21 protein-coding genes are annotated in these 26,886 nt (G+C 55.8%); 12 read left to right on the forward strand and 9 right to left on the reverse strand.

Annotated features, from left to right (window positions below; all coding sequences use genetic code 11):
* Positions 1 to 156: 156 nt before the first annotated feature.
* Positions 157 to 1,254 (reverse strand): SDH family Clp fold serine proteinase, encoded by a 1,098-nt coding sequence (locus HDF10_RS07910; protein WP_183812224.1) that lies wholly within the window; start codon positions 1,252 to 1,254, stop codon positions 157 to 159.
* A 378-nt stretch (positions 1,255 to 1,632) separates the two neighbouring features.
* Positions 1,633 to 2,010 (reverse strand): tautomerase family protein, encoded by a 378-nt coding sequence (locus HDF10_RS07915; RefSeq protein WP_183812225.1) that lies wholly within the window; start codon positions 2,008 to 2,010, stop codon positions 1,633 to 1,635.
* Positions 2,011 to 2,310: 300 nt separating this feature from the next.
* On the opposite strand from HDF10_RS07915, the gene HDF10_RS07920 reads away from it, so the two are divergent.
* Entirely contained in the window at positions 2,311 to 3,159 is an 849-nt protein-coding gene (locus HDF10_RS07920; RefSeq protein ID WP_183812226.1) for a hypothetical protein, read from the forward strand.
* Between the two features lie 95 nt (positions 3,160 to 3,254).
* Here HDF10_RS07920 and HDF10_RS07925 read toward each other — a convergent pair whose 3' ends face one another.
* Together HDF10_RS07925 and HDF10_RS07930 are read right to left on the reverse strand one after the other, a co-directional pair.
* Positions 3,255 to 3,563 carry a hypothetical protein gene (locus HDF10_RS07925; protein WP_183812227.1) on the reverse strand — a complete coding sequence of 103 codons (309 nt, stop codon included), beginning with the start codon at positions 3,561 to 3,563 and terminating at the stop codon, positions 3,255 to 3,257.
* A gap of 41 nt (positions 3,564 to 3,604) precedes the next feature.
* Positions 3,605 to 4,867, reverse strand: a complete 1,263-nt coding sequence (locus tag HDF10_RS07930; protein WP_183812229.1) for an NAD(P)/FAD-dependent oxidoreductase — start codon at positions 4,865 to 4,867, stop codon at positions 3,605 to 3,607.
* A gap of 618 nt (positions 4,868 to 5,485) precedes the next feature.
* Between HDF10_RS07930 and HDF10_RS07935 the strand changes: the two genes are divergently transcribed.
* On the forward strand, positions 5,486 to 6,052 hold the full coding sequence (locus tag HDF10_RS07935) for a cupin domain-containing protein (RefSeq protein WP_183812231.1): 567 nt from the start codon (positions 5,486 to 5,488) through the stop codon (positions 6,050 to 6,052).
* A gap of 276 nt (positions 6,053 to 6,328) precedes the next feature.
* Here HDF10_RS07935 and HDF10_RS07940 read toward each other — a convergent pair whose 3' ends face one another.
* Positions 6,329 to 6,622: a DUF1330 domain-containing protein gene (locus tag HDF10_RS07940; RefSeq protein ID WP_183812233.1), complete on the reverse strand. Its 294-nt coding sequence runs from the start codon at positions 6,620 to 6,622 to the stop codon at positions 6,329 to 6,331.
* 99 nt (positions 6,623 to 6,721) lie between these two features.
* Here HDF10_RS07940 and HDF10_RS07945 point away from each other — a divergent pair, with 99 nt between their 5' ends.
* Both HDF10_RS07945 and HDF10_RS07950 read left to right on the forward strand, forming a co-directional pair.
* Positions 6,722 to 7,195: a DUF4188 domain-containing protein gene (locus HDF10_RS07945; protein WP_183812236.1), complete on the forward strand. Its 474-nt coding sequence runs from the start codon at positions 6,722 to 6,724 to the stop codon at positions 7,193 to 7,195.
* A 137-nt stretch (positions 7,196 to 7,332) separates the two neighbouring features.
* Positions 7,333 to 7,758: a hypothetical protein gene (locus tag HDF10_RS07950; RefSeq protein ID WP_183812238.1), complete on the forward strand. Its 426-nt coding sequence runs from the start codon at positions 7,333 to 7,335 to the stop codon at positions 7,756 to 7,758.
* A gap of 54 nt (positions 7,759 to 7,812) precedes the next feature.
* On the opposite strand, the gene HDF10_RS07955 is transcribed toward HDF10_RS07950, so the two are convergent.
* Positions 7,813 to 8,202: an STAS domain-containing protein gene (locus HDF10_RS07955; RefSeq protein ID WP_183812240.1), complete on the reverse strand. Its 390-nt coding sequence runs from the start codon at positions 8,200 to 8,202 to the stop codon at positions 7,813 to 7,815.
* 436 nt (positions 8,203 to 8,638) lie between these two features.
* Between HDF10_RS07955 and HDF10_RS07960 the strand changes: the two genes are divergently transcribed.
* The 4 genes from HDF10_RS07960 (at position 8,639) to HDF10_RS07975 (ending at position 12,861) form a co-directional block, all read left to right on the forward strand.
* Positions 8,639 to 9,421: a coiled-coil domain-containing protein gene (locus HDF10_RS07960; protein WP_183812242.1), complete on the forward strand. Its 783-nt coding sequence runs from the start codon at positions 8,639 to 8,641 to the stop codon at positions 9,419 to 9,421.
* Between the two features lie 2 nt (positions 9,422 to 9,423).
* Entirely contained in the window at positions 9,424 to 10,212 is a 789-nt protein-coding gene (locus tag HDF10_RS07965; RefSeq protein WP_183812244.1) for a tetratricopeptide repeat protein, read from the forward strand.
* 133 nt (positions 10,213 to 10,345) lie between these two features.
* Positions 10,346 to 11,464: a WD40/YVTN/BNR-like repeat-containing protein gene (locus tag HDF10_RS07970; protein ID WP_183812246.1), complete on the forward strand. Its 1,119-nt coding sequence runs from the start codon at positions 10,346 to 10,348 to the stop codon at positions 11,462 to 11,464.
* 284 nt (positions 11,465 to 11,748) lie between these two features.
* A complete protein-coding gene (locus HDF10_RS07975) occupies positions 11,749 to 12,861 on the forward strand; it encodes a serine/threonine protein kinase (protein ID WP_183812247.1) in 1,113 nt (370 codons plus the stop codon).
* On the opposite strand, the gene HDF10_RS07980 is transcribed toward HDF10_RS07975, so the two are convergent.
* The 3 genes from HDF10_RS07980 to HDF10_RS07990 form a co-directional block, all read right to left on the reverse strand.
* Complete coding sequence (locus HDF10_RS07980) at positions 12,862 to 13,734, reverse strand: c-type heme family protein (RefSeq protein ID WP_183812248.1); 873 nt, start codon at positions 13,732 to 13,734, stop codon at positions 12,862 to 12,864.
* Between the two features lie 34 nt (positions 13,735 to 13,768).
* Complete coding sequence (locus HDF10_RS07985) at positions 13,769 to 15,352, reverse strand: SpoIIE family protein phosphatase (RefSeq protein ID WP_183812249.1); 1,584 nt, start codon at positions 15,350 to 15,352, stop codon at positions 13,769 to 13,771.
* A gap of 616 nt (positions 15,353 to 15,968) precedes the next feature.
* Positions 15,969 to 19,463, reverse strand: coding sequence for a TonB-dependent receptor (locus tag HDF10_RS07990; protein ID WP_183812250.1), 3,495 nt, complete (start codon positions 19,461 to 19,463; stop codon positions 15,969 to 15,971).
* An 848-nt stretch (positions 19,464 to 20,311) separates the two neighbouring features.
* Between HDF10_RS07990 and HDF10_RS07995 the strand changes: the two genes are divergently transcribed.
* From HDF10_RS07995 to HDF10_RS08010, 4 genes are all read left to right on the forward strand, one after another.
* On the forward strand, positions 20,312 to 21,454 hold the full coding sequence (locus tag HDF10_RS07995; RefSeq protein ID WP_183812251.1) for a tetratricopeptide repeat protein: 1,143 nt from the start codon (positions 20,312 to 20,314) through the stop codon (positions 21,452 to 21,454).
* A gap of 209 nt (positions 21,455 to 21,663) precedes the next feature.
* Positions 21,664 to 22,668 carry a sensor histidine kinase gene (locus tag HDF10_RS08000; protein WP_183812252.1) on the forward strand — a complete coding sequence of 335 codons (1,005 nt, stop codon included), beginning with the start codon at positions 21,664 to 21,666 and terminating at the stop codon, positions 22,666 to 22,668.
* On the forward strand, positions 22,665 to 23,423 hold the full coding sequence (locus HDF10_RS08005; RefSeq protein ID WP_183812254.1) for a LytR/AlgR family response regulator transcription factor: 759 nt from the start codon (positions 22,665 to 22,667) through the stop codon (positions 23,421 to 23,423). The genes HDF10_RS08000 and HDF10_RS08005 overlap by 4 nt, the downstream gene beginning before the upstream one ends.
* Before the next feature lie 706 nt (positions 23,424 to 24,129).
* Entirely contained in the window at positions 24,130 to 26,709 is a 2,580-nt protein-coding gene (locus HDF10_RS08010; RefSeq protein WP_311732696.1) for an MGH1-like glycoside hydrolase domain-containing protein, read from the forward strand.
* Positions 26,710 to 26,886 lie beyond the last annotated feature (177 nt).

Here is a 26,886-nt window from a genome sequence, read left to right on the forward strand (position 1 = left end):
TTTTGCAATAGGAATCCCATTTACGGTATACATAGTTACCTCCTCGTACTCTTTTATAGACGCAGATACTATATCGACAGATGCGCAAATGTCTGTAACACTTTTTGCGCCACTAAAAGAATCATCCCATGAGTTTTCTCTCATTTGCCCTCTTTTTTATGCAGAAACTGGTTCCCACCCAACTTTTTTATCGATTCTTGTGATCGAAATCTCGTTATTTGCTCCCCGAACAGGCATTAAGGCACCTGAAACAGCAAAACACGATGCGGTCCTAGTACTCTCAGAAATTGCGCCCACAAGTCGATATGACACTTCTACAGGCTGTTTTGGCGTCTGAGCAGCAATCTGTATTGCGTTTTGCCAGATCGCTTGAACGACCTGAGGAGGAGCATTAGACGGAATGCTTGGCCCAGCGGTTGGAGCCAAAGCAGCAGCAGCGTTCGCATCGGCCAAGCAATGTTCTATAGGAATAAAAGGTTTGCGGATTTCCATATACTCTTCAATTCTTTCGTACGCTTTCCAAATGAGCGCCTCGAGCTCCGGATCAGATTCAGCAACTTTGAGATGTAGCTCCTTCGCCCTTGATCGAGATACTGCGTCCCCATGTGCAAAAAAACTTTTGTTGAGATCCTTGGCGATCTCATGAGCTTTAGCTTTGTCCTCATCAGACATATGTAGCTTTAAAAGACGTTCGCCGATTTGTGAGGCGAGTTCGCTGGCCCTTTTCGCGCTGCCAATGTGAATCGGATCAACGGCGGCAAAGAGTTTCTCTACAAGAGCCGTCGTGTGTTGTTGTTCACTGACCTCAACTTCATCCCGAAGAAACCGCAAAAACGCTCCCACGTCTTCGTAGGCAAATTGTCTCGTTTGTCCATTATTAGTGACTGTGATCTGGGGATCGATAGGGCCGAGCGACGCATGCGGATGCATTACGATTTCGTCCGCCCCGAGAGCAAAAATAGTAGCTGCGCTGAAGGCCATGAAAGGCACTAATACGCCAATCTTTTTAAACCGCTCGCGCAAGATTGACATTAGCTTCCAGGCTGCGAGTGCATCTCCTCCGGTGCTGTGGAGAAGGACATCGATTGAATCCCCATTCTTGATTGCGTCGATTTGATCAATTAGTTCTCGAACGATATCGCTTGCTAAGAGCGCATTAACATTGTGACGTGTACTAGTCGCAAGAACGATCAACGGGCGCTTTCGATAAACTTCTATCGCTTCATAAACTTCTCTACGTTCAGCGAGTGGCATGAATACACGAATTTTAGGACGGCACGGGCCGCCGCAAGCTTTCTCTAGATTTCCCCGTCGAGGAATAATACCCTCATTATCGGTTTTACATCGATTAACTCAATTATATGAGGTTGAATGAAACTAATGTGCCAGCTGTATCTTGCTGATAAAAAAAGAGATGATGGCAGCGGGCCCTTGACAGGCTCATTCCGACCCATTTTCCCGACCGTTATCTCATAAGTCGTTCATTCTAAGAAGTTAATTATTTTCCTTTTTACAAGGCGGGTGGGGGGGCCATACATGAACTCGAGCTCCTATCGTGGGCCCAATCCATCCTCGGGTGCCCCATTCATGCAGTCTCATCGCATGAGTGTGCATTCGCGCTTTAGCGCGAACTTAAACCCACGGCTCGCCATTGCCGAATGACCAATCTGAGCGGTCAACGAAGACCATGTTGATCATGATGTCATCAGGGCGCACGGATAGCTTGCTCTTAAGTTCGTCGGCGATATATCGGTAGAAGGCAAGCTTCGATTCCTTGTTATTTCCGACAGTGCTGGTCACTTGGATCAACATGAAGTCAGGCGACCGATCCCAGCCGAGGAACTTGGGGTCGTAAATCAAATTGTCGGGGGTATGCTCGCCGATGACGATGAAGCGGTCGCCGTCCGGCGCCTTCAGGACATCGACGATCCCTTGATACACAACATCGGCCACAGTGGCGCGATACTCGGCAGTCTTTCCTTTAAGCAGATCGATACGAGCAAACGGCATAAGAGTCTCCTCTGGGTACGGAATTGGTTGAAAGACGTTCAGATTTCTCTTCCAAGCCGAAGCAGCTGATAAGACTTCGTGCCTGACTGACACTTCCACCCATGATAACGGTAAAGATAGCGGCGAACAGCCGGATACCCCACTCCTGCACTCTCATCGCATGAGCGGGCATTCGAGCAAAGCTCGAACCGCTCACCCGCAGAACCAATCTCCGCGCTCTCCCAGGACAACTGTGCTAAATTTCTAGACCAACAACACAAGGGGCTCCGGGCCACGACCTGAAGTTTGTCAGGAGGTCCCATGAAACGACGCACCTTTCTGCTTGCGGCTCTGCTCCTTTTCATCCTCCCAGCAACATGGAGCCAACAACTCGGCAAAAGAATCACCAACAAAGACGTCATCGACATGGCCGCCCTCGGTCTCTCCGACGACATCATCATCGCTAAAATCCGCTCCGCCTCTGCCGGAGGAACCCTGCAGTTCGACACCAGCGTCGACAGCCTCAAGGAGCTCAAGGCCGCCAGGGTCTCGGACGAAGTCATCAAGGTGATGATCAACCCCACTCCCCCCGCTGCCCCGGTCGTAGTCGCCGCCACCCCCATCTCGAACGACCCCACCCTCCCGCCCCCGGAGGTCGGCGTTTACTGGAAGAACAGCAACGCATTCGTCCTCATCGAGGGACAGGCAATCAGCCAGGCAAAGGTCGGCGGCAAAGCCGGCAGCATGTTCACCTACGGCATGCGCAACGAACACTGGGACGCCTACCTCAACGGCCCCCAATCGAAGAACATCATCAACGACCGCCAACCCGTCTTCTACCTCTACGTCCCTGATGGTGCCAGCGCATCCGACTTCGTCCTGATCACCCTCGAAAAGAAGGGCAACCGCAGGGAGTTCCAGATAGGAAGCTTCGGCGGTGTCACCGGCGGTAAATCAGGCGTCAAGCGCGACAAGGAGGTCGCCTTCACCGCAGAGCACGCTGGAATCAGAACCTACAAAATCAAGCTGGACGCATCCATGAAGCCAGGAGAGTACGCCTTCTTCATGGGCACTGGCCAGCAGGCAAACATGGCCGGAGGTTCCACAGGAGGAGCCCGATCGGGAGGCGCCGCCACCGGAAGAGTCTACGACTTCAGAATCCCGGAGTAACCCCGAACCGTTGCCGGATGCCCATCTGACGCGAACGCGCATCAGGGGCCGTCTCGCATTCCCAAAACGGGAACCCCAAAAAATAAACTTACAAATCATGGCGCATCTTTCGAAGCCAAAAAACTGACTGCTAAAACACCATGTTTCACCACCAAGCCACCACGTTTACACCACCAAAAAACCACGATCAAAACACCCATTTTTCGCAAAAACCCCAACAAAACACCACAAACCCCACCCCCCAAAAATATCCGGCTTCCCACACCAAAATTCACCCTCCGCTTCCCGCGAATAAATTCACTTGACTCCCCCAAAGCCAGAGCCGAGTGCCCCGCCGTCGCGATCTTGCGAAGGGTGGGCGCTGAGATAGAGAAGCCGCTTAGGTCCTTAATGCCAGCCTCCAAATCTCATCTCCTAAGAGAGTTAGCTCAAAGTAGACCGCGCACTATCGCCCTAGAAGTTGATGTTTCACTGAGATCAGAAATTGATGAGCCATAGAGACTGCGGTTGCACCGTCTCCCGCTGCTGCAGCGCACCTTTTCGTCGAGTTATGGCGGACATCTCCTGCGGCAAACAGGCCTGGAATGCTTGATTCCATAAAGAGTGGCGCTCGACCATCCGTCCACATCTCCGCTGACAGGCTCGACCGGTCGAGATCCGGGCCCGTCAGAATGTAGCCCGCTGGGTCGCAATGCAGCACCCCAGGTTTTGCCCAGTCGAGGCGAGGCCTGCCTCCGATACAAACGAAGACGCTATGCGTCTCGATAGATGCAGTGTTGCCAGCTTCATCGCGATAAGTAATGCTTTCCAGCGCATCATCCCCTTCGAGATTAGTTAACGTGGTCCTCGTCAGCACCGTAATCGACGTCGTGTCTTCAATGCGCTCCAACAGATATGTCGAAAGCGTGTTCTTCAAGCTCTCCCCTCGGACAAGCATTGTTACCTGTGTCTTCCGCGCGAAGTTCAACGCAGCCTGGCCAGCAGAGTTCCCGCCCCCCACAATCACGACATGCCCCTTGCAGATATCAGCTTCGCTCGAGCCGGCACCGTAATAGAGACCGCGATTCAGAAAATAATCCTCTCGTTCCAACCCAAGCCGTGAGTACTCGATGCCAGTCGCGCAAATCGTAGCCTTCGAAGCGATCTGTTCCCCACTCGCGAACCAGCTGAACTGCCAGCCATCCTGATGCTCTCCTGCCACTCCCTCGAGCCCTACGATGATCTCCGCTCCCAGTTTTATTGCCTGTTGACGTGCCCTGCTTGCGAGCTCCCATCCGCTGATCCCATCCGGAAACCCCATGTAGTTCTCAATCTTCGAGGTGCTGCCAGCCTGCCCACCGACGGCGATCTTCTCGACAAGTATCGTGCGTAGTCCCTCCGAGGCCCCATAGAGAGCGGCACTCAAACCTGCTGGTCCCGCGCCAAAAATCGCCAAATCATAGCATTCGTACTTCGGTCCTTTGAACCACTGCAGAGCCACCGCCAGGTCGCGCAGACTAGGACAATAGAGCTTCGTCTTCTGGCTAAGAACGCAGACAGGAAGTAGAGGGTCTGCGACTCCTGAGATTCCAGCCAGCTTGCGGGCTTCCTCATCCGTATTCAGTTCCACCCAGTCATACTCACAGCAATTACGAGTTAGGAAGTCGCGTATCTTGTAGCCCGCGGCCGAATTCGCGCGCCCATAGATGACGATCCTGCCGTTCAACATCTCTTCTTCTCCAAACCCGAATCATTCATTGAGTTCCTCCTCCGATTCCTCTTTGATCCATGAGCAGACGAAAAGTGTCGACAGAATTTCCCAGCGCTCTGTCGAACTCAGTATGAATAGAAAAAGAATAGGTACTTCTCTCCCTCCCCAGATGCAGGACAGTGCATGGGACAGTCGCGGCCACCGAAGACGCGTTTAAGGCTTCAGCCGCAACCTATTCATTTCAAAGTCACTTCTTAAAATGGTTAGTCAGCGAACAGATGGACCATCGATTGCTACCCATCGGGATCGAGGCTCACTCACAATGAAAAAGATTCTTTCAGTGCTCGTCGCCGCACTCGCCGTCTGCCCTGCCTTGGCACACGCTGACCTGATCGGAACCTCCGTGCTGGAGACTTGAACATTGCCGTCGCCGGATCGACAAACTTCCTTGACCCCGCCCAGGGATTCGCTCCACTCGACTACGGGAACGACCGGGTACCCCATTCATGCAGCTTCATCGCATGAGTGGGCCTTCGAGCGAAGCTCGAACCGACGGGTGCTCCATCCTCCATTGCTAATCAGCTCTATTCCTCAACCGGTCTATACTCACTCCAAAACCCAAAGAGGACCTGACCGATGACCCTGCTCAAACGCCGCTCGTTCCTCCAACTCGCAGCCGCAGCCCTTCCCTCGAGCCTGTTCGCCAAAACCCTCCAGTCCCCACCCGCCACCCAACCACAGGCCGCCGCTCCCGTCCTCAGCGGCGGAGACCGCTATGACTTCAAACGCGTTATCCCCAACGGCACCACCACCTTCAAAGTCTCCTCCAAAGACTGTCGTGGTGACTTCTTTGCCATGGAGCACCGTCACACCAGCAAGGGTGGTCCACCCCGCCACCTTCACCACGTAGAAGACGAGTGGTTCTACGTCCTCGATGGCGAATACCTCGTCGAGGTCGGCGGCAACCTCCACCACCTCAAAGCAGGCGACTCTGTCCTCGGTCCCCGCGGCATTCCCCATGCCTTCGCCTTCGTCGGAGAAGGCTCCGGACGCTTCCTCATCACCTACGCCCCCGCCGGCAGAATGGAAGAGTTCTTCGACACCCGTGACCGCGCAGGCGGTCGAACAACGTACGTCAACAACGCTGAAAAGATGCGAGCCTATGGCATGGAACTCGTCGGACCGCCTCTCGCCATCACATAGTCGCGCACGTGTGAGCATTCCGCACCCTCTTCCCCCCACATAATTCACTTGACGCCCCCCAAAAGCGAGCGCACCCTCACCTCACACCAATCCGAGAAGGGAATCCCTCCATGCGCAACGCTCCCTTCGCCCTACCGCTCTTGGCCTCTGCCCTGATCCTCCCCCGCGCCGCCCACGCCGACACCACCGACCTCTTCACCATTACCGGCGACTCCTACACCTACACCCCTCAACAAAACACCACAAACTCACCCCTCAAAAAAACTTCCAATCCGATCAAGCTCCCTCAGCGATCCGGAAGTCTCTCTTCACGTCCGGCCCAAGCGCGTCCAGAGCCTTCTTATAATCCGCGCTGTCATGAGCAGCCAAAGCATCCGCGTAGCTATCAAACTCCACCACCACCGTCATCTGCTTCAACCCGGCCTCGGAAGCCGTAACCGCACTCCCCGGCGACACCAGAACACGCGCCCCAAACGGCCCCAACGCCGCTCTAGCCAATTCCACATAGCTCTTCATCGTCGCCTCGTCCCCAACCGTATGGTACGCAACCACCCAATAACCCTTCTTCATATCGCCCTCTCTCCAATCCATTTCGCAAGTTGGATGCGACCAACCAGAATACGACTCATCCTCTCCGATCATTCGATCAGGTTATAAAATCCTGCTCATATGCCTACCATCCACGCAGGCCGCTACTCCACCCGCGTCGAAGGCCCCTTTGTCATGTTCCTCATCGGCTTTCGCATCAACCACCCGCTCGCCTTCAACAAGTGGATTCCCGTTGCAAAAGCCATGGGCCCCATGCTCCAGGAACTCTACGCCAACCCCCAGCTTGGCTTCCTCGGCGCCCAATCCTCCCTCTACTGGCCCGGCGTCACGATGACCCAGTACTGGCGCAGCTTCGACCAGCTCGTCGACTACGCTCAGTCCCGCAACGCCGCCCATCTCCCCGCCTGGAAGGCCTTCAACCAGAGCGTCGGCGACGACGGCTCCGTCGGCATCTGGCACGAAACCTATCAGGTCGCCGCCGGGCAGTACGAGTCGATCTACGCCAACATGCCCCGCTTCGGCCTCGCCCTCGCCGGCACCCACGAACCCGCCACCGGCCACCTCCGCGACGCCCGCACCCGCATGCAACCTTGAAAAAGAAAGAAACAAGGGAGTCGCGTGCAATCTTAAATCGGACGGGCTCGGTCGTCCGCCTCACCACAAATCCCACCCGGCGCAACACGCTTCCAACCCCCTCCCCGACGCATCTAAACAAGCAGGAGGGCTCATCCGTGCGCTACACATTCTCCACGCCATCCCTCGTGCTCCTCACCTTAGTCTTCGCCATCTCCAGCCGGAGCGTTTCCGCCCAGAACACCCAGACGACGCCCACCCAAACCATCCCCGCTCCATCCCAGCCCCGCAGCCCCGGCGGTGACGTAGGCAGCGGAGCCGGCGACATCGGCAAGGGTACCGCCGAGGGAACCGGAGCCGCAGCGGAGGGTGTAGGCAAAGGCGCCGGCGATCTCGTCACGCTCCACCCCATCGACGCTGCAGGCAATGTCGGCAAAGGTGCAGGCGTAGCTGGAAAGGACGTAGGCGTCGGCGCCGCCAAGGGCACCGGCAAAGTTGCCAAGGGCACAGGCCGCGGCATCGGCAAAATCTTCCACCACGGCCATCACGACGAGAACACCACCGAACCCAACCCACAAAACTAAAGCCGAAGCCGGGTGCCAGTACCCCGATCTAAATCAGATCCAGCACCCGTGCCTTCACAACCGATCTGCCTCTTCAACCGTAGCGACCCTGGGAAAGAATTTGTCCACGGTAGTCATCTCGAACAGTTGAAGCACGCGCGGACTTACTCCGGCCACAACCAGCCGAACTCCTCTGCCGTGGCACCGAACATAGTGGCTGACGATCAGCCCAAGCCCCGCAGAATCCATGTAGGGGACCTCCGTCAGGTCCAAAATATGGAGAGCATCTTGATCGTTGCCCTCCTCCGATTCGAACGTGTTACGAAGTGCGTTCGGTGAGAGGGTGCCGTACATGTCCCGCGCCGTAAACGGCCCTGACAAGTGAAAGATGACGGTCCGGGGCGTCTTGCCTTGATTGCGTTCAATCGTAAACTTCGAACTCTTCCACACCTGAGCTACTGTCATCGGGGCTCCTTTTCAACATCCGAACCGAACGGATGGACCAGGCTGAACTTGGCTCCCCATCGTCGCACAGTCTCATCGTTACCTATCGCTGCCGCTTTAAGTGAATGAGTGGGTTGAGAGCGAAATCTCGGTGCCACGCGGGGCGACTAGCGCACCCGTATCCGACGCGGCGTACGCGTTATGCAGGATGCGCGGAAGGTACGACACGTCTGTGAGCAGCGGAACTGCCTTACTGACATCTCTAGTTTGTTCGCGTCGAATCTTTGCCGGTACAACGGCAAAAAAGTAGAAACCTCTGGGCATACGCCGGGTTGCCCGTCGCTTTGGCGACAAACTTCTTTTCCTTCGAGTCCAGCTGTGAGGCTCCGGTTCTAGCCCAATCCGGTCGTTGACGCTCCGCTCCGCTAAACTAGAACTTGCCCTAACGGGAAGCCGTATGCCAGCCGAAATCATCCTCCAGCAGACTCCTGACGACGCCGCGCTCCTCGACAAGCGCGAGCAACTTGCCACTGTCCGCACGATGCTCGCCGAGCGCGAATCTGAGCTTGCTCAAATCCGAGCCCAGCTCAAGACCTTCGAAGGTCGTTACCTCCGCCAAGTCGGCATTCTCTACGCCGAACTCGACGACCTCGAAGCGCGCATCGCCGAGCGCGAGGTCGATCTCTACGACTCCGACTCCGCCCGACGCCGAGCTGAGGAGACACGCCAGCGCGCGCAGGAGACCCACGATGCCGCATTCGGTGATGCCCGCGAAGCCGAAGAGTTCGACCCGCCGCCCAGCCTTAAGACTCTCTTCCGCGATGTCGCGAAGCGCATCCATCCCGACTTCGCGCGCGACGACGCGGAGCAGAAGCACTTCACTCTGCTAATGGCCCGCGCCAATCAGGCTTACAGCCGCGGCGACACCGAAACCTTGCAGCGTCTACTTGACGATCATCGCGAAATCAACGCTTCCATCGCCGGCGAAGGCGCTGCTGCTGAGCTTCTCCGCATCACGCGCCAGATCCAGCATGCCGAGCGAGACATTGCAACGCTCGATGCCGAGCGGCACTCGTTGCTCGCCGGCGAGCTAGCCCAACTGCACCTCGACGCCGAAGCCGCCGCCGGCGAACACCGCGATCTCCTCACCGAGCTTGCCGCCAGCCTTCGCGAGCAGATCGCCGATGCCAAGCGCCGCTTCGAGCTTATCGACCGCCAGATCAACGCGCATGGAAGATAAAGATGGAAGATAAAGCCAAACCCGGTCTGCAGCACATTCCTTCCGGCGCCACGTTGTCGCTCCATTCCACGCGCTCCAGCATCATCGCCCGCGGCCGCCGCGATGCCGCCAACGCAGCCTCCAACCCGCACTACCGGCAGGCTGTCACCGACTGCAACTCTGGCAACTTCGGCGAAGCCGCAGCCGGCTTCCGACTTGCCGCCGAGCAAGGCCATGCCGAGTCGCAGTACCTCCTCAGCACTTTGTACGATGCGGGTCAGGGTCTGCCGCAAGACGATACTCACGCCGCATATTGGGAGCGCAAGGCCGCCGAACAGGGCCACGCTTACGCGCAGGCCAACCTCAGCTTTCGCTTCTACGCAGCCGACAACTTCTCTGAGGCTTTCGCATGGTGCGAGCGCGCCGCTCACAGTAACCTCGCCTGGGCGCAGTACAACGTCGGCCTTATGTATCGCAAAGGTGAGGGAGCCGCACAAAGCAATACTGAAGCTGCCCACTGGTATCGCCTGGCCGCCACCCAGAACTTTCCCGAAGCCCAGCAGAAGCTGGCCGACCTCTACTACACCGGCCAAGGCGTCCCGCTCAGCTACACTCAGGCCGCCGCGTGGTATCGCAAAGCCGCCGATCATGGAAACGCCGAAGCCCAGTTCCAGCTTGGCCACCTGTACGCCATCGGCCAGGGCGTAGAGCACGACTACACCCAGTCCCGCCACTGGATTCGTCAGGCTGCACTCCAAGGCCACGAGCAGGCACTCCGCGAACTCAAGCGCCGAGAGTACCGCGATCCATAACTCCGCTCTCCTCAACACCCGATGATGTTGGCCGCGAAACTTCTGCAGGACTCAAGTGTGCCTGATTTGACGCGACTCCTCTGGCGTTCCTATACTTCTTCCCACTCGAAGCGGCGATTCACGGAGGAAGTCCATGTCAAAGCGTCTGCTGTTTTTCCTTGTCTTGATTACCGCCGCACCTGTCGGGTATGCGCAAGAAGCATGGAAGGGTCATTATCAACCCACTCTTGTTCCACAGCAGAGCGGCACGACACAACTGCTGATTGCGGTCAGTCCAGTAAACTCCCGCGTAGTGTGGGCGGCCGGAGCCGGTGGTACGTACGTGGTTACGACCGATGGCGGTTCGACCTGGAAGTCCGGAGTCGTGCCAGGAGCTGAAGGTCTGCAATTCCGCGATGTGCAAGGCGTAAGCGATCGGGTCGCTTATCTCATGTCGATCGGGAATGACACCGGAGATTTTCGCATCTACAAGACGGAAGACGCCGGCGCGCACTGGACCATTCAGTTTACGAATAAGACGGCCAACGCCTTCTATGACTGCTTTGCGTTCTGGGGGCCGGATCGCGGCATCGCGCACAGCGACTCAGTTGACGGAGTATTTCCTGACATTCGCACCAGCGATGGTTCGACCTGGCAGTCGATCGCCCGCAGTATGCCACCTGCTTTGCCAGGCGAAGCGTCGTTCTCGTCCAGCGGCACCTGCATCACTACGGAAGGATGGCAAAACGCCTGGATCGCAACCGGTGGCTCAAGCACCTCTCGGATACTGGCGACTCGGGATGGTGGCTACTCCTGGAATGCTTATGACACTCCGCTGGTGAGCAACGCCAATGCCGGTGGCTTCTCGGTAGCTTTCCGTGATCCCTGGCATGGCATTGTGGGTGGCGGCGACTTGACCTCGAACAGTGCTGCTCAGGCCGCAACGTCGGACAACGGCGGCCAACGGTGGACCCTTACCACCAAGCCCCCAACTCCCGGAGCGATCTTCTGTCTCGCCTATGTGCGCGGCGTTGAACATAAGGATGATTGGCGCCATCGCGACGACTTCGACCATGAACCCGACCGGAGTGTGGTGATCACGACAGAGACGCAGCCGAACTTCACCTCCGGTGCAGCAGCCTGGAGTCCCGATGAAGGACAAACCTGGATCAAACTTCCGGATGTGAGTGGTTATTGGGGGGTCGCTTTCGCAAATCCAGAAGCCGGATGGTTCGTCGGCAACAACGGGCAGATTTTGAAGATCAGCTTCTAGTGCCCTGGTCTCTTTCCACGAAGACAATGGTGCGTAGCTTTCAACTGTATGGTGTCCGCTCTCCTTTTTTGCGGAGTTCCATTTGAGTTCGGCTCTACTCGTTTTAGGAAGCCGTCTCTTTTTACGAACCTCGGCCCAGTCGCGCTGAAGCTGCATTAAGGTGTTTTTCAGCACATAAGTGAGCCTGTGCCAGCTTCGGCCTCAGTCTCCTTCGCGTTGTAGTGATGGATGGGGCGTGTTCGTTGGAGCTACTGGCTGGTGCGGAAGCGTATAAACTGAGGTCGATGGCTTGGCTTCCAGGAACTCGTGTTGGGTCCTACGAGGTAGTCGATGTGCTCGGCGACGGCGGTATGGGAAAGGTGTTTCGTGTGCGTCACCTGATCTCGAACCGCACAGAGGCAATGAAAGTGCTGCTTGCGACCTCTTCGGCGAGCCAGGAGATGCTGGATCGGTTTACCCAGGAGATTCGGGTGCTGGCCACACTGAATCATCCGAACATTTCCGTGCTGCATACCGCATTTCATCACGAAGAGCAGCTTGTGATGATTATGGAGTATGTGGAAGGGATGGATCTACGGCATGCACTGGCAGCGGGGATTACGCTGGACCAGGCGGTAGCCTATGTACGGCAGCTGCTTACAGCTTTGGACTATGCGCACTCGCGCGGAGTAATTCATCGGGACATCAAGCCTTCGAACATTATGATCACACCCTGGGGACAGGTTAAGGTGCTTGATTTTGGGCTGGCGCTAGCAGCCCCCGAAGCGCGGTTGACGATGACCGGGGCGCTGGTGGGATCGATGCATTACATAGCGCCGGAGCAACTATCGGGCGAAGGGCACGATGCGCGGTCGGATATGTATGCGGTGGGTGTGACGCTGTACGAGATGATTACGGGCAGACTCCCGATTGAAGGCACGAATTACGCGCAGGTGATCGGGGGGCTTCTGCAGCATCGTCCGGTATCTCCGAGCCATATTAACCCGCTGATTCCGACGGAGTTTTCCGCAATAGTGATGAAGGCGCTGGCTAAAGAGAAGCGGGAGCGGTGGCAGAACGCGAGAGAGTTTCTTACAGCGCTGGATGCGTCACACCTGGGCCAGGCTTCAGAGTTCAGGGTTGTTTCGCCTTCGACGCCCGAGGTGACAGGTGCCGCACAGGGAGGAGTGATTGGCGAGACATCGAAGTACGAGCCAGATCAGTTGAGCGAGATTACGCTGAAGCTCGCCCACTATGTCGGTCCGATCGCGGGTGTACTGGTAAAACGCGCGTCAAGCAGCACGAATGATCTCCAGGCGTTGGTGGAGAAGGTCGCGCAGGAGATTGAGAGAGAGGATGCTAGGCAGAGATTTCTCTCCTCGGTGAGTGGACGGTTTCGCAGGAGCGGCGTGTTGTAGTTAGCCGAGCATTCGCAAGGCCTTTACGACGGTGACTACCAGACGATTGAAGGATGCGGTGAGCTGTGCCATTTCATCCTTGCCGCGAACGGCTAGTTCGGCCTGGTCGAGCTGGCCAAGACTGACACGGTCGGCGACGGCGGAAAGCTTGCGCAACGGCAGGATGATGAGGAAGTAAAGCACGAGATCGATTGCGAGCAGAATGGCAGCGAACGTCGTGGCGAGAGACCAGATGAGTGTCTTGAAGGCCCTCGATGCAATCTGGATAGGGAGGGCCATGGGCACGGAGACGATCTGGGCACCAACGATTTCGTTTAGTTTCCACCCGAAACCGTTCGTTGATCCGTACTTTTGGATCATGGTTTTTGGAGCAGCCGAGGGTAGTGAGTGGCACTCCAGACAGCTTGCCTCCGTCTTGATAGGGTGAGCTAGATAGAGCGAGGGGCCAGTAGCGGTTTCACGCTCGCCGACGAACTCCTTCACGTCCGGCTTGTTGCGAAAGGCATCTATGACATCGGCCTCCCAATCGACGGCACGGTCCTGAAGGTTTGTAGGGTTGAGCGTGGCTTCCTTGTACATGTAGTCGGGAAACTTTTGGCGGAGGCGAGCGAAGGTGACCGTCGCCCCATAAAACGGAATGGCCTGCGGAAGAAAAGTGTGCCTCATGGCTGGGGCGGTGACGATGATTGGTGTGAGTTCTTCCGTGGTGTAGTCGCGTGTGGAGCTTGCGCTCTGGATCATAAGTTCGGCTTGTTGCAGAACCTGGGCTCGCGCATTGTCGACGAGGAAGGAGTGAGCGACACACGAGACGATGGCTAGACCGATGGCGACAATGGCGACGACAATCAGGTTGAATTTCAGCAGAAGTTTCATGGTTTCTCCAACAGACGCGTTGTTGCTTCGGGCGTCAGGCGATTCTGTCGATGACCAGGAGGGTGCAGTCGTCGTCCGTAGGGGCGCCCTCGCAGAAACGGAACATGGCAGCAAAGATGGCCTGGATGGGGTCTGGGGCTGAAAACTCGCGCTGGCGCTCGATGGAGCCGAATTGCACACCTGTGGGGTTTTCGGCTTCGGTAACGCCATCGCTCAGGAGCACGAGACGTGCGTGGAGGGGCAGAGTAAAAGAGATGGAGTGGAAAGCGGCGTCTTGAAGAAGGCCGACGGGGACGTCGCCGCCGAGAATGGGAGTGATAGTGCCGTCTTCACGAATGAGAAGAGGGGGGACGTGGCCGCCGTTGACTAATTCAACCTCGCCATTTTGTTTGTAGCGGAGGGCCACGAGGGTTACATACTTCTGGCCGTAAACTCGGGAGCACAGAAAGGATTGGACGGTGGTGACGGTGTCGACCAGGGATATGTTGCTTCGGGCCTGAGCGTACATCATGCCTTGGATAATCGAAGCGAGCAAGGCAGCAGGCACCCCTTTGCCGGAAACATCGGCGACGATGGCGACGAAGCCGTCCTCCAAAGGAATGACATCGTAGAAATCGCCGCCGACTTCTGCACAAGGGATGGTCTTCGCGGCGATCTTGGCGTAAGGGAAGGTTGGAAGATGGCGAGCGATGATGCTCTGTTGGATCGAGGCAGCGATTTCCATCTCATTGCGGAGAAGTTCGGCGGCGCGCTCGGCCTGAACTAAGCGGGCATGTTCAACAAGAGTTGCTGCCTCGGTCGCGATGGCAAGGAGGATATCGCGGTCGACGCTGTTGAGAGTGCCACTCCGGAGGCGGCTGTCGAGGTAGAGGAGGCCGAGAAGACGGCCGGAGTTGCGGCCACGCAGCGGAATGGCGATGACGCTGCGGAGCTCGTGGGCGACGACGCTCTCGCGACCGACTGGCTGCCCTTCGCCACTGACATCGCCGAGAATATACTCCTGTCCGGACTCGGCTGCATCGCGGACGATTGAGCGTGAGATCTTCGTATCATCGAAGATTTGCTGGCCGTCGCGATCGAAGCCACACTCGAGGGAGAGGCTAGTGGGACCGTCGCCGAGGAAGACAAAGCCGCGCTCTGCTTGGGTGAGTCGCAGTGTGTACTCAATCATCGTGCTGAAAATGTCTTCTAACACGCTGGTGTTGTTGAAGCTCTGCGCAGCCTGGAGGAAGAGGGAGAGCTTCTGAAGCTCGGAAGTGGAGACTCCGGATGCCATCTGGTGGAATAGAGCGATGGTAGACGTGTGGCCGGGGGAGGTGACAAAGAGGAGGGCGACGCCGGATGGGCCGAGCTTGATGTGATCTCCGGAGCGGAGGCGTGCAGTGTCCTTGCGGATGTCGTTAACGAAGGTTCCGTGGCGACTGCCGAGGTCCTGAATGAAGAACCCTTCTGCGTCCTCGTAAATGTTGGCGTGTTCGCGTGAGACCTGCGAGTTGGTGAGATAAAGATTGCGATCCGCCCGACGGCCAATCGTGAAGGGCAGGGTGTCGATGGTTACCGTTTGCGTCTGGTCTGTATCACGAACTACCAGGCGGGCTGGATGTTTGATGGTCTCCATAACGAAGTAACGTATCGATCGGACACCCTCATTTAGTCGTAGTACGGCGCCAAACGCTAGTGGATGAAGTCTAACACCAGAACCGAGGCGGACGGTTGTTCGGAAGTAATAGACGACCGGCAAGTTGTTGATTGAGGGCCAGCTGAGCGCATGGTCATGGCCAGGGATACTTCGCATTCTGACTGCAAACAGGCGCAACCGGCGCCACCTGGGCGCTGAGCCTAAACGCTAATGACCGGCCCGTGGTACGCAGCCGCAAAAACATCCTGCACAAAGTTTTCAAGCGAAGTCAGTGTGGTGTTCTCCGGCGAACGCGGCTCCACTAGAGATTCTCCAACGAACTCGCGATCAGTTAATCGGTTTGAACAAACCCGCGAAAGCGCATTAAACGGCTGAAGAAAATGAGAGAAATTGAAGTGCCATGTCTACCGTACGAGTCAATTCGGCTCTGCCTGCGTCGTTCACAGCCTGCATCGCAATGCCCATCATGATCGTTGCGATGTACCGAGCATAGTCGGCGGCCTTACGTCTTGCCCCATCCATAGTACTGATTCCGGATCTTGACCGACATGGTGCTTGCCTGAACGATGGTCGATTGATCATCGGGCGGTGTAACTCAGAACTTAACCTTCAGGGCAAACTGACCGAAGCGGCGCTCATCGTTCGCTCCACCATTGACGCCACCCTTCTTTGCCTGGATAGGGATGGTTGCGCCGTCGTAGCCGTAGTTGTTAACGTCGTTATTGGACTCCGTGATGTACAGGTTGTGGTGATTGAGCAGATCAAATCCTTCTGCTCTTAGCTCGATCTCGATGCCTTCTCTGATCAGAAGGCTTTTGCTTGCCGCAAGGTCTAAGTTCCATGCGCCAGGCCCGGAAAACGCATTCCGATGGGTCATCGCAGAGGGATATGGCCCGAAGTCGGATATCCCACCGAGAGCCGGATTGCCGTAGCTTACGGCTGCGGGTAAAGAGACAAGGTCGTAGAGGTTGGCGCCGGAGCCATTCTTAGCTTTCGCTTTGGTGAAGCTATAGTTCGAGATGGTTGTGCCCGGCGTGTAGCGAGGTATGCCGACCCCGGCGCTGCGATTCAGCGAGTTGCTGCTATCGGAGACCGTGAATGGCGTTCCAGTGCGGACAGTGTAAATACCAGTGATCTCATATCCTCCCAGGAGTCTCCCCGTGAGGGAGCGATTATTTTTAAACCATTGGGTTTTGTAGATCGGCGCGAAGACGAATCGTTGACGGATGTCAAAGTCCGAGGCCCCATGGTCCAGCCCAGGGTTGAACGGATCGAGATAGCCAAGATTGCCAATGCCGTTGACCGAGCTATTGCTCTCTGAGAACGTCGAGCTCAGATTGTCGGTCGAGTGCGCTACGGTATAGTTCGCTGTGATAATGAGCCCTGTGCGTTCGAGATCTGTCATCTGAAAGCCAACGTTCAAGCCATTGTAGTAAGAATCTCCCTCGCTGCCACGGTTATTGATCGACCCATATTGATTGTTCAGGCGCGAGTAGATGAAGTTGCCGCTAGCGTCCTGAACAGGGTCGCCGAGATAGACGTTGCCGGCACCACGCAGGTTGTAGCCCTTGACGTCGTAAAGATGTGTCCCGCGTGAACCAACGTAAGCGATGGATGCAACCACGTTATTCGCGAGCTGCCTCTCTACTGTCAGGCTGTAGAACTGCGTTGCCGCCGTACGAATGTTTTCGTCTACATTTCTCAAGCTGGTTGGCGGAAGCGGAACCGTTCCACTGGAGCCGCCAATGGGACCAGCGTTGTTCGTCGTGATGGGCGAGGGTGTCGTGATCTGAACCACAGCGTAGTTGGGCGGATTCTGGATGACATTGAACGTTACGTTTCCAAAGTTCCTCTCGTAGGCTATTCCGTATCCACCACGCAGACTTGTCTTGCCATCGCCGTTGATGTCATAGGCAAAGCCGACACGAGGTCCAACAGTGCCGTACTGCGGATTCCACAATTTACCGATGGGACTATTAGGAGCCGTGAACACCTGGCCATTGCGAATCTGCTCTTGAAGCGTCGCACCTCGGCCATAGTAAAAGTTAGCATCGAGGTTCTGCTTATTATTGTGCTGGATCCCGTAATACTCGTAGCGCACACCATAATTGAGCGTGAAGCGCGGAGTGATCTTCCATGCATCCTGCGCATATACCGCCCAATCCTTGAACCGGTCGCTGTGGGCAAAGTTCGGTTGCGACGCGGGTAGAGTGATCTGACATTGCGGCGTCTGGACCAGATTGCCAGTCGCGTAGTCTCGTACACAAGGCAGCGCTCCTTGTGGGTCAACGGCGCCCTCAAAGATCGAGAGCGTGCCGTTCAAAAAGTTATCCAGGCCCGTTGGAGCGCTTGTACCGATCCCCTCGACTGCCTGCGCATAGGCGCCATAGGTGATGTTGTTCTGGATGTACAGCAATTGAGTACCTGCCTTGAAGGAATGTTGACCCTTCGTCCAATCAATGTCCTGGCTGATCTGAACAGTATTCTGTGGTCCTCCAGAGGGAAGTCCTCCTATTCCTTCAAACTGACTGTAGAAGCCAGGAAACTGAACCAGGTTCCCGCCGATCGTCGCATTGTTATAAAGAAACAGGGTAGGGACGTTTTGCTGCGATGTATCGAACGGTTGACTTAACGTGTGACGAGTAAAACTCAACTTCGTGCTGGACACCAGCGAACCGGAAAACTCGTGGGTCAGGCCGAAGAGGGCGGCGTTGTCTCGTTCTGAACTGCCAACGTTGTATTGCGAGTACGGCGTACTGAACATGGAACCATTTTCATCGAGTTCGTTGTAAAAGACATACCGCCCGTACATCTGAGTTCTTGGAGTCGCGTTGAAATCCACACGTCCAATCAAGTAGTACGTGTTCTGCGGATCGCCGCCTCCGGCATTGGTAGGAGACGTAAACGGCGCTACACCGAATACCGGCGTGCCTCCAGGCAAAAGATCAAACGGTCCACCCGAAGTTGGAGTCACACCCGACGCCACCACGTCGTCCTTGCTCAAGGTCTGGGTAAACGCTGGAGCCGGAGATCCATACTGCGTGAAGAAGGCCTGCGTCGCAGAATTGGACGCCGCCAGGAACTGCGGCGTCGGCACCAGCGAGATCTGATTGCCCGCGCTACGCACCCGCACCCACTCAGTGCTCTGGAAGAAGAACAGTCGATCTTTCAGGATCGGTCCACCTACATCGTAGCCAAACTGGTTGCGCGTGTAGCCGCCCTTCGGTACGCCGCTTTGCGCATTTTGAACCGTATTGGCGGTGTAGGCCGCCAGGCGATTGAACTCCCAAGCGCCACCGTGAAATCGATTGGTCCCCGATTTAGTAACGACGCTGACGATGCCGCCTGACGCGCGACCATACTGTGGCTCAAAGTTGCTGGTCGTAATGCGATACTCCTGCACCGCATCGATCGGCACCGTGACCTCAGGTCCGGTCACATAGGAGTCAACATTCTCAACCCCATCCAAAAGGATCTCTGTGCCGCTGGAGCGTTGACCGTTGAGCGAAAATCCAACGCCGCGCGTCGTGTCGTTCTGGTCGCCGGTAGTCTTTGTCGCGCCACTCTGCGCTACTTTGTCTCCCGAGCTGATGTTGCCGGAGATCGAGACAAAATCGTAGGGATTGCGAGTGAGGCTGGGCAGTTCCGAGACCTGGACACTGCTCACGACCTGCGACACCTCCTGAGTCTGCGTATTGACAGTCGTCCCGCCCTGATCAATTACGGTCACCGTCTGTTGCGCGCCACTTAGAGCGAACTTTATCGGAACCGTTGCATGCCCACCAACCGTGACTTCGACCCGCGCCTCAAACCGCTGAAAGCCCGAAGCGTCCGCCCTGACCGTATAAATACCGGCAGCCACAGAGGGAAACGTGTACTCGCCGTTGTGATTCGTAGTCACTGTTCGTTCAGCGTTTGTCCCCGTATTGGTGAGCGTTACCGTTGCATCGGAGACGAGAGCTCCGCTTTGATCGACCGCTAATCCCGACACAATACCGGAATCGGTCTGTGCTGTTAGCGGGGTTGGAGAAACAGACAGAAAAAGAAGTGCGAAAAGAATCGACGCGAGAACTGAGATATTTCTGAACATAGCTGGACTCCCTTCAAGTGTTGGTGCGCAGGCGGCCTTCCGTTCCAACTCCGAATCATCGACATCGGGAGGCCTGAAGGCCTTCGTCCCGTTGACTTCAAGTAACGCTTGAGTCACTCGTAGCGAAGGCAGTTACTGCTTGTGCCGCATACTGTTCTGCACTCTCCGGGAGCATGGATCGTCTTGCAAAGTAAACAGATTCGCAACCCGCAGCCCGGTGCAGTGCATTATGTGCCGACACTCCCGCAGTCAACAACAGCGTTGTGACGAGCGTCGCACAGAATGTGACAAACGGCAGAATCCGCGGGTCGATTCACAGGTGACGAATCTCCGCGCGGTGAGGACTGATGACTGACGATCGATGGGAGGCGTCGCCGGAAGAGAGGATTCGAGAGTTCATCTTCTCATTGTCGACTCATATTCTTCTCGGGCTTGGCCAGCTTCGTCACTCCGCCCCGCTATCCGTCACATGTGAGCTAGCCAGCACATATTCCGGATGTATGGTTGCACAGTAAGCTCCTGTGTCGAGGCCAGTGACTTATTGTTAGCAAAATAATTCAGCGGAACCGATAACTACAGTTCCGTCTCGCAACGAAATCATCAAGGAGGCTAGAGCGGCACGATTACATAATTCCAATTAATGTGACGAGTTGCTCCTTGTGGTGACCGATAACACACTGGGGTCGTTAGAGCCTTCTTTACACGTGACGAGACACCCCATAACCGTGGAACTTCGCTGATTATCTGCCGTAATCCCGCAAGTCTAGGTAGCGCCGGCTACGCTTCATGGGATGTAGTTAGTTGAAAAAGCCCGGAGACATGGCCAGATCCACTACTGGAGGAAAATCATGGTTCGAATAACTCGCGACCCTCTCCTAGTCTCCGTAAAACTCGTAAGAGCCTTGTTACTCGCTATCGGTGTAGTCCTACTTGCAGATTATGTGCCTTCAGCGGAGGGAACCGATATCACCCAGCTAAAGGCAGATGCTCAAAAGGGCTACGCTTCTCAACAAATTGAACTGGCCGCGGCTTACTTTACAGGCAACGGAGTAACCCAGGATGCAAAGCAGGCCGCGTACTGGTACCAAAAAGCCGCGGAAGCCGGAGATCCTGAGGCGGAAAGTGAGATCGGCTTCTTCTATCAGGCCGGCATAGGTGTTCCGGTCGATCGGGCACGCGCCTTGCACTGGTACCAACTCGCCGCCGCCTCCGGCCTCACCAGAGCCAAAGTGAACCTCGGCGTAGTGTACTTATGGGGCCTCGGCGTCGCCAAAGATGAAGAGCTGGCCATACAGTTCTTTCACGAAGCGGCCAGCAGGGGAGACGGGGCCGCTGCTAGCTATCTTGGTGACCTCTATTACTTCGGGATCGGTGTGAAACACGACAAAGCCGCCGCCGAGACTTGGTACAAAACCGGCGTGCAGCTGCACGATCCTGTCGCCTCCTACAATCTCGGCACACTCTTCTCGGTGGATGCCGACCATCAGCACGACCTTCGCAAAGCCGAGGCTTTTTTGCGCTTATCTGTCGCCGACGGATACATACCAGCCATTCACTCGCTGGGACTGCTCCTGGTCAACCATCCCGAGCTTGCAACGTCTCCAAATGAGGGACCATCCCTTCTGGAAACCTCAGCGAGCGCAGGTTACTGGAAATCTTCAGTCGTGCTGGGCGTCCTTGCACGAGACGGTAAAGGCGTCCCCGCGGACAGCAAAGCCGCCTACTATCACTTCCGGATGGCCATCCTGCAGGGTGGAGAGCCTGCGATGAACCTGGTCAGATACGACATCACGGCACTCACAAAAAAACTGGGGACTCAGCAGGTCGGAGCGCTCGACTCGGACGCAAATACCTGGCACCGGCAGCACCCCACACGTCTCCTCTTCGTCTATAAAAACGGTGACAAGCGGCAACGCTTTCCCGCATCAGCACTTGCAGTCTCGCCGGCTGATCTGCACGCTGGTCAATTGCTTTACGTGCCAGCATCCTGACGACGCTAGGAATAGAATGTATGGTTGCATTCCTATTTCGTCCATAAAGGAAGAAGGGCGAGGATGATTCCCTGAACTTTCCGTCGATAAGTCGCACACGCGCACAACCATTCTTCATGCATCCGGCAATCTTTGTGAGCGCGTCGGTCCTGCTAGGCACCTTGTTCGCCTTCCAGGATTTGATGACTATGCGCCTATGGAGTTACCGCATGGGCATAGGGCTCATTTTTGGAGCATGGTGGGTGCAATATTTTTTGTGGGGCGTCATCTGCTGGTTGCTGTGGAGATGGTGCGGGCCCTGGATTCAGCAGGCAAACGCATTTCGCATCTTCACGCAAGTGCTTCCGCTCAGCGTAGTTACCAGTGTCGTTGAAGAGATGATCTGGGTGGCTTGCTTTCCGCATCTCCCACTCAATCGCCCGCACATGACCTATTGGTCCAGGCTGGCGTTTCATTTGGACGCGGAGTTTGTCGACAACATGGTCATTTTCTGGTGTACATTTGTCCTCTTTCGCGGCATAGGCTACTACCAGAAATTCCGTGAAAAAGAGGCTGCGGCCGCTCAATTGTCGGTGCAACTGGCTCAGGCCCAGATAGCCGCTCTCCGCATGCAGTTAAATCCGCATTTCCTCTTCAACACCATGAACAGCATCTCCAGCCTCATGCGGACGGACATCGCCGCTGCCGACACAATGCTGGAACAACTCGGCAGCCTCTTGCGTATCACCCTCGAGCGCGGCGAAGTGCAGTTCATTCGGCTCAATGACGAAATGGAGTTTGTGGAGATGTATCTCGCAATGCAGGAGCGCAGATTCACGGGCCGTGTACACCAGCAACTATGGGTACATCCGGAGTTGCATGATGCTCTTGTACCTGCCATGATTCTCCAACCGCTCATCGAGAACGCCTACACTCATGGCCTCTCCAGGCTCGACCGCAATGGCTTGCTCCATATCGAGGCAACAAGAAAAGACTCGCGTCTGACGCTGAGTGTTCTCAACAACGGCGCGGGCTTGAATTCGAATCCGCCCAAAGCCTCAGAGGGTCAAGGGGTTGGGCTGGCCAACATTAAGAGCCGCCTGCAGCTGCACTACGGAGATCAACACACATTTTGTATACGCGAGGTCGCACGAGATCAGGTCGAGGTAACTATAACGCTCCCACTACAATTCTCTGCTAGTCCTACGGAGACACTGACAAGGTTTGGTGCATGATGATCCACGCCATCTTGGCCGACGATGAAGTCTTAGCGAGACAGAAGCTGCGCCAGTTGCTTCGCGAGGAGCCTGAGATCGAAATTGTCGGTGAAGGCGCATCAGCTTCCGAAACGATCGACTTGGTGCGTGCTACTCGACCTGAGTTACTTTTTCTCGATATTCGAATGCCAGGCATGGACGGCTTCGATATCATCGGCAAGCTCTCTGTCGGCAGCGACTCCGTTGTGCCGCGCATTATCTTTACGACCGCATATGACTGCTATGCATTGCGCGCGTTTGAGATTCACGCAGTCGACTACCTACTCAAACCGTTTACCTTCGAGCGCTTGCATGCGGCGGTGCAGCGTGCCTGTGAGCAGATTTACGCTACAAAGCAAAATGCCGGACGTAGCAATGAGCGCAGGAGCCAGAACGCGAGCTATACAACACGTATCGTCTTCAAGTCTCGTGGTCGCATCCTCTTTCTCCCCGTCTCAGACATCCGTTGGATTGGAGCCGAAGAAAATTATGTACGCATTTGCACGGAAACGGACAAGCATCTGCTGCGGGAGACAATGAGTCATCTGGAAGAAAAGCTTGACCCACAAATGTTCCTGCGCGTGCATCGTTCCGCCATCGTCAATTTGCAGTACTTGAAGGAAGTGCGTACGGAACCCAGCGGCGAATTCATAGTTGTGTTGGTAAATGGCCATAAAATTGCCATGAGTCGCAGCTATCATGCTCGAATCAGCGATTGGCTGGCTCGTAGTTGAGTGGACATGCGTTGAGTGAACAACTGCCGTTTTCTCTCCCACAGACAGCAAGCGGTACAGTGCCGGGATACCTATGTTCCTACGTCGGGTGGCGGAACTCTCGTACACTCAACGCGACAAACACACCAATATAGATCTGGGCATCTTCGATACCGAGCGGTTCCGTGGCTGGAGTGGCGGCAACAAAAGTTCTTCACCATCTCCGAGACCGCCGCGACACCTTCCTATCTCCCCGGCGTGATTGTCCCCGGGGAGTGAAGGCTGATCCTTGGCGTCCCGAACATCGAAGAAGGTGTGCGCTCCGACTTGAAGCGAAGATCTATTTCTCTCATATTGGTCGTAGGAAATCCTACTTGAACTTTTTTAGGGAGGCACCCTTCTCATTCCATTTAGTGGACTTATTCTGTTGATATGTCGCGAAGCGATTCCGTATAGCGGAGATGTATGTCCTTGAGTCAGTGGTGGTCCCGTCTTTTTGAAACCCGCCGCTTATTCGTTGCTTTCCATGAGACTCTAGCTCGGGTGAGCCTTTATCGGCAACACTCCTGAGGTAAGGTGGACTATGCGCGATACATCCCCGAGGACGACCGAAGACCAGCGCCTTATTGAAAATAAGTCTCGCACCAAGAACTGGCAGCGATGGGGTACGTATCTACCGGAGCGTCAGTGGGGAACCGTTCGTGAGGATTACTCTTACAACGGCGATGTGTGGAACTCGTTCCCTTATGAGATGGCTCAGTACCGAGCCTACCGCTGGGGTGAGGATGGCCTGCTCGGATGGACTGACCGCCAGTGCCGTCTCTGCTTTAGCACCGTTCTATGGAACGGGCGAGACCGCACACTAAAGGAGCGCCTCTTTGGCCTCGGCAACCCCGAAGGGAATCATGGTGAAGACGTCAAAGAGCAGTTCTACTATTTGGACGCACTTCCGACGCATAGCTACTGTAAAGCGCTTTATAAATACCCGCAGACTGCTTTCCCTTACGACCAGCTTCGTGAGGAGAACAAGCGGCGTGGCTACGACCAGCCGGAATATGAGCTGCTGGATACCGGAATTTTCGACGACAACCGCTACTTCGACATCTTCATTGAGTATGCGAAGGCCGACGCGGAGGATACGGTAATCCGCATCACCGCACACAATCGTGGGCCTGATGTGGCGCCGCTTACCATACTGCCTCAACTTACGCTTCGTAATAACTGGTCGTGGAAAAATCTGGAGGCGACCGGAAAGACAAAACCCATCATCTCGCAGACCGGCCCATTCCGTGTACAAGCAGCCCATAAGATTCTGGGTGCTTATCGTTTCGAACCGGTGGATGGTGGTGCGATTTTGCCTGAGCGTCTTCTCTTTACTGAAAACGACAGCAACATGCGCCGCCTGGATCCAAACTATGATGGCCCGGACCATTTCAGCAAAGACGGCTTCGATCGCTGTCTCGTCCATGGCGACCAGAACGCGGTGAAGGAGAACAGCGGCACAAAGTGCGCGTTTTTATACCGCTTCATGCTGGAGCCAGCTAGCAGTCAGGTGCTTTACCTTCGTCTTGTTCGCGTCGGCGCCGAGCACTCATTGGACGTCGAACCAGCGGTGATGGACGTTACCCGTGCCGAAGAGGTCTTCGCAACACGCAAGTCGGAGGCAGATGACTTCTACGCAAAGCGCATCTCACAGGAGGCTACAGCAGAGGAATGCAACATCTCGCGCCAAGCCTTCGCCGGCCTGCTGTGGTGTAAGCAGTTTTACTATTTCATCGCTGAACAATGGATGACGGGTGACCCTACACAGATTGCACCGCCAGCCGAGCGCATGAAAAAATCGGAAGAGTGGCGGCACCTCTTCTGTCGTGACATCCTTTCAATGCCCGATAAATGGGAGTACCCGTGGTTTGCTGCCTGGGACACGGCGTTTCACATGATTCCCATGGCAAGAATCGATCCGGAGTTTGCGAAAAATCAACTTCTTCTCCTTCTGCGCGAATGGTATATGCACCCCAACGGGCAGATGCCCGCATATGAATTTTCTTTTGGCGATGTCAATCCTCCCGTGCACGGATGGGCAGTGTGGCATGTTTATCGTCTAGGTGTCGATGAGAACGGCGTCGGAGACTTAGACTTTCTCGAGCGCGCCTTCCAGAAGCTCATGTTGAACTTTACCTGGTGGGTGAACCGCAACGACGAGAAGGGACACAATCTCTTCGGCGGCGGTTTCTTAGGACTCGACAATATCGGAGTCTTCGATCGCTCCGTCACCCTACCCAATGGCGTGTCCATGCACCAAGCGGACGGAACAGCGTGGATGGGACTGTATTGCTCCGTCATGCTGCAGATTGCACTCGAGCTCGCCCAGCAGCGGTCAACGGCCTACGAGGACATAGCCAGCAAGTTCTTCGAGCATTACATAGCGGTCATCGATGCCATCAACTCCGTTGGAGGCACCGGCTTATGGGACGAAGAAGATGGATTTTATTTCGATCGGCTGCAGCACGACGACGGGCGCAGCATTTCGTTGAAGGTGCGTTCCATGGTTGGCCTTGCTCCACTCTTTGCTGTGTGCATCATGAAGAAAAGAACTGTCGAAGGCTTGACGGATTTTGAGAAGCGCACGAATTGGTTCTTGATGCACAAAGAGAAGCTCTCCGAGTACGTCAGCAAGGCTGAGGTTTCCGACGCCGAGATTAACGGTTCGCAGTGGATTGCGATTGCTCCCCACGACCGATTCCATCGCATTCTGCAGCGAGTCTTCGATGAGTCAGAGTTTCTCTCACCACACGGCATACGCGCACTGTCACGGCATCATCATGAGAATCCGTTCGAAGCCAATCTTCAGGGACAGCGCTTTACCGTTCGTTACACGCCGGCGGAGGGAGATAGCGGCATGTTTGGCGGCAACAGTAATTGGCGAGGTCCCGTGTGGTTCCCTATGAACATGCTGCTGATCAACGCATTGGAGCGCTATTCCCTGGTCTACGGGGATGACTACAAGCTTGAATATCCCACCGGCAGCGGCCAGCAGCACACACTTGTCGAGATTGCTGAAGACATTGCGCGCCGACTGGTGAGCCTCTTCCTGCCCGATAAGGATGGCCGCCGACCCAGCCACGGCAGAGAAGAACGCTACGCTACCGATCCCTATTGGAAAGACCTCATCCTGTTCAGCGAGTACTTCGATGGTGACACGGGACGCGGTCTTGGGGCCTCGCACCAGACGGGCTGGACCGCGCTTGCCGCCACGCTCATCCATGCCCTCTACACACGTCGCGAGATACGTAACCGCGCGCAATAGACTTCTCGGCCACTCCCGCCGTCGTGCTCCCAGGAATCTGGTTCAAACCCGGGCTGGATCCGAACCTCCGGACCCTCGAGTCGATCATGACGTGGATTTTCTCCAGCACGCTTTTGACATCAAGTGCGAAGGTTACTTCCGAGGCGCGGTCTCCTCGCCTTTGAGCCAAGCGTCGAC

The organism is Tunturiibacter empetritectus, assembly GCF_014201375.1.
In the GTDB taxonomy this organism is placed as follows: domain Bacteria; phylum Acidobacteriota; class Terriglobia; order Terriglobales; family Acidobacteriaceae; genus Edaphobacter; species Edaphobacter lichenicola_D.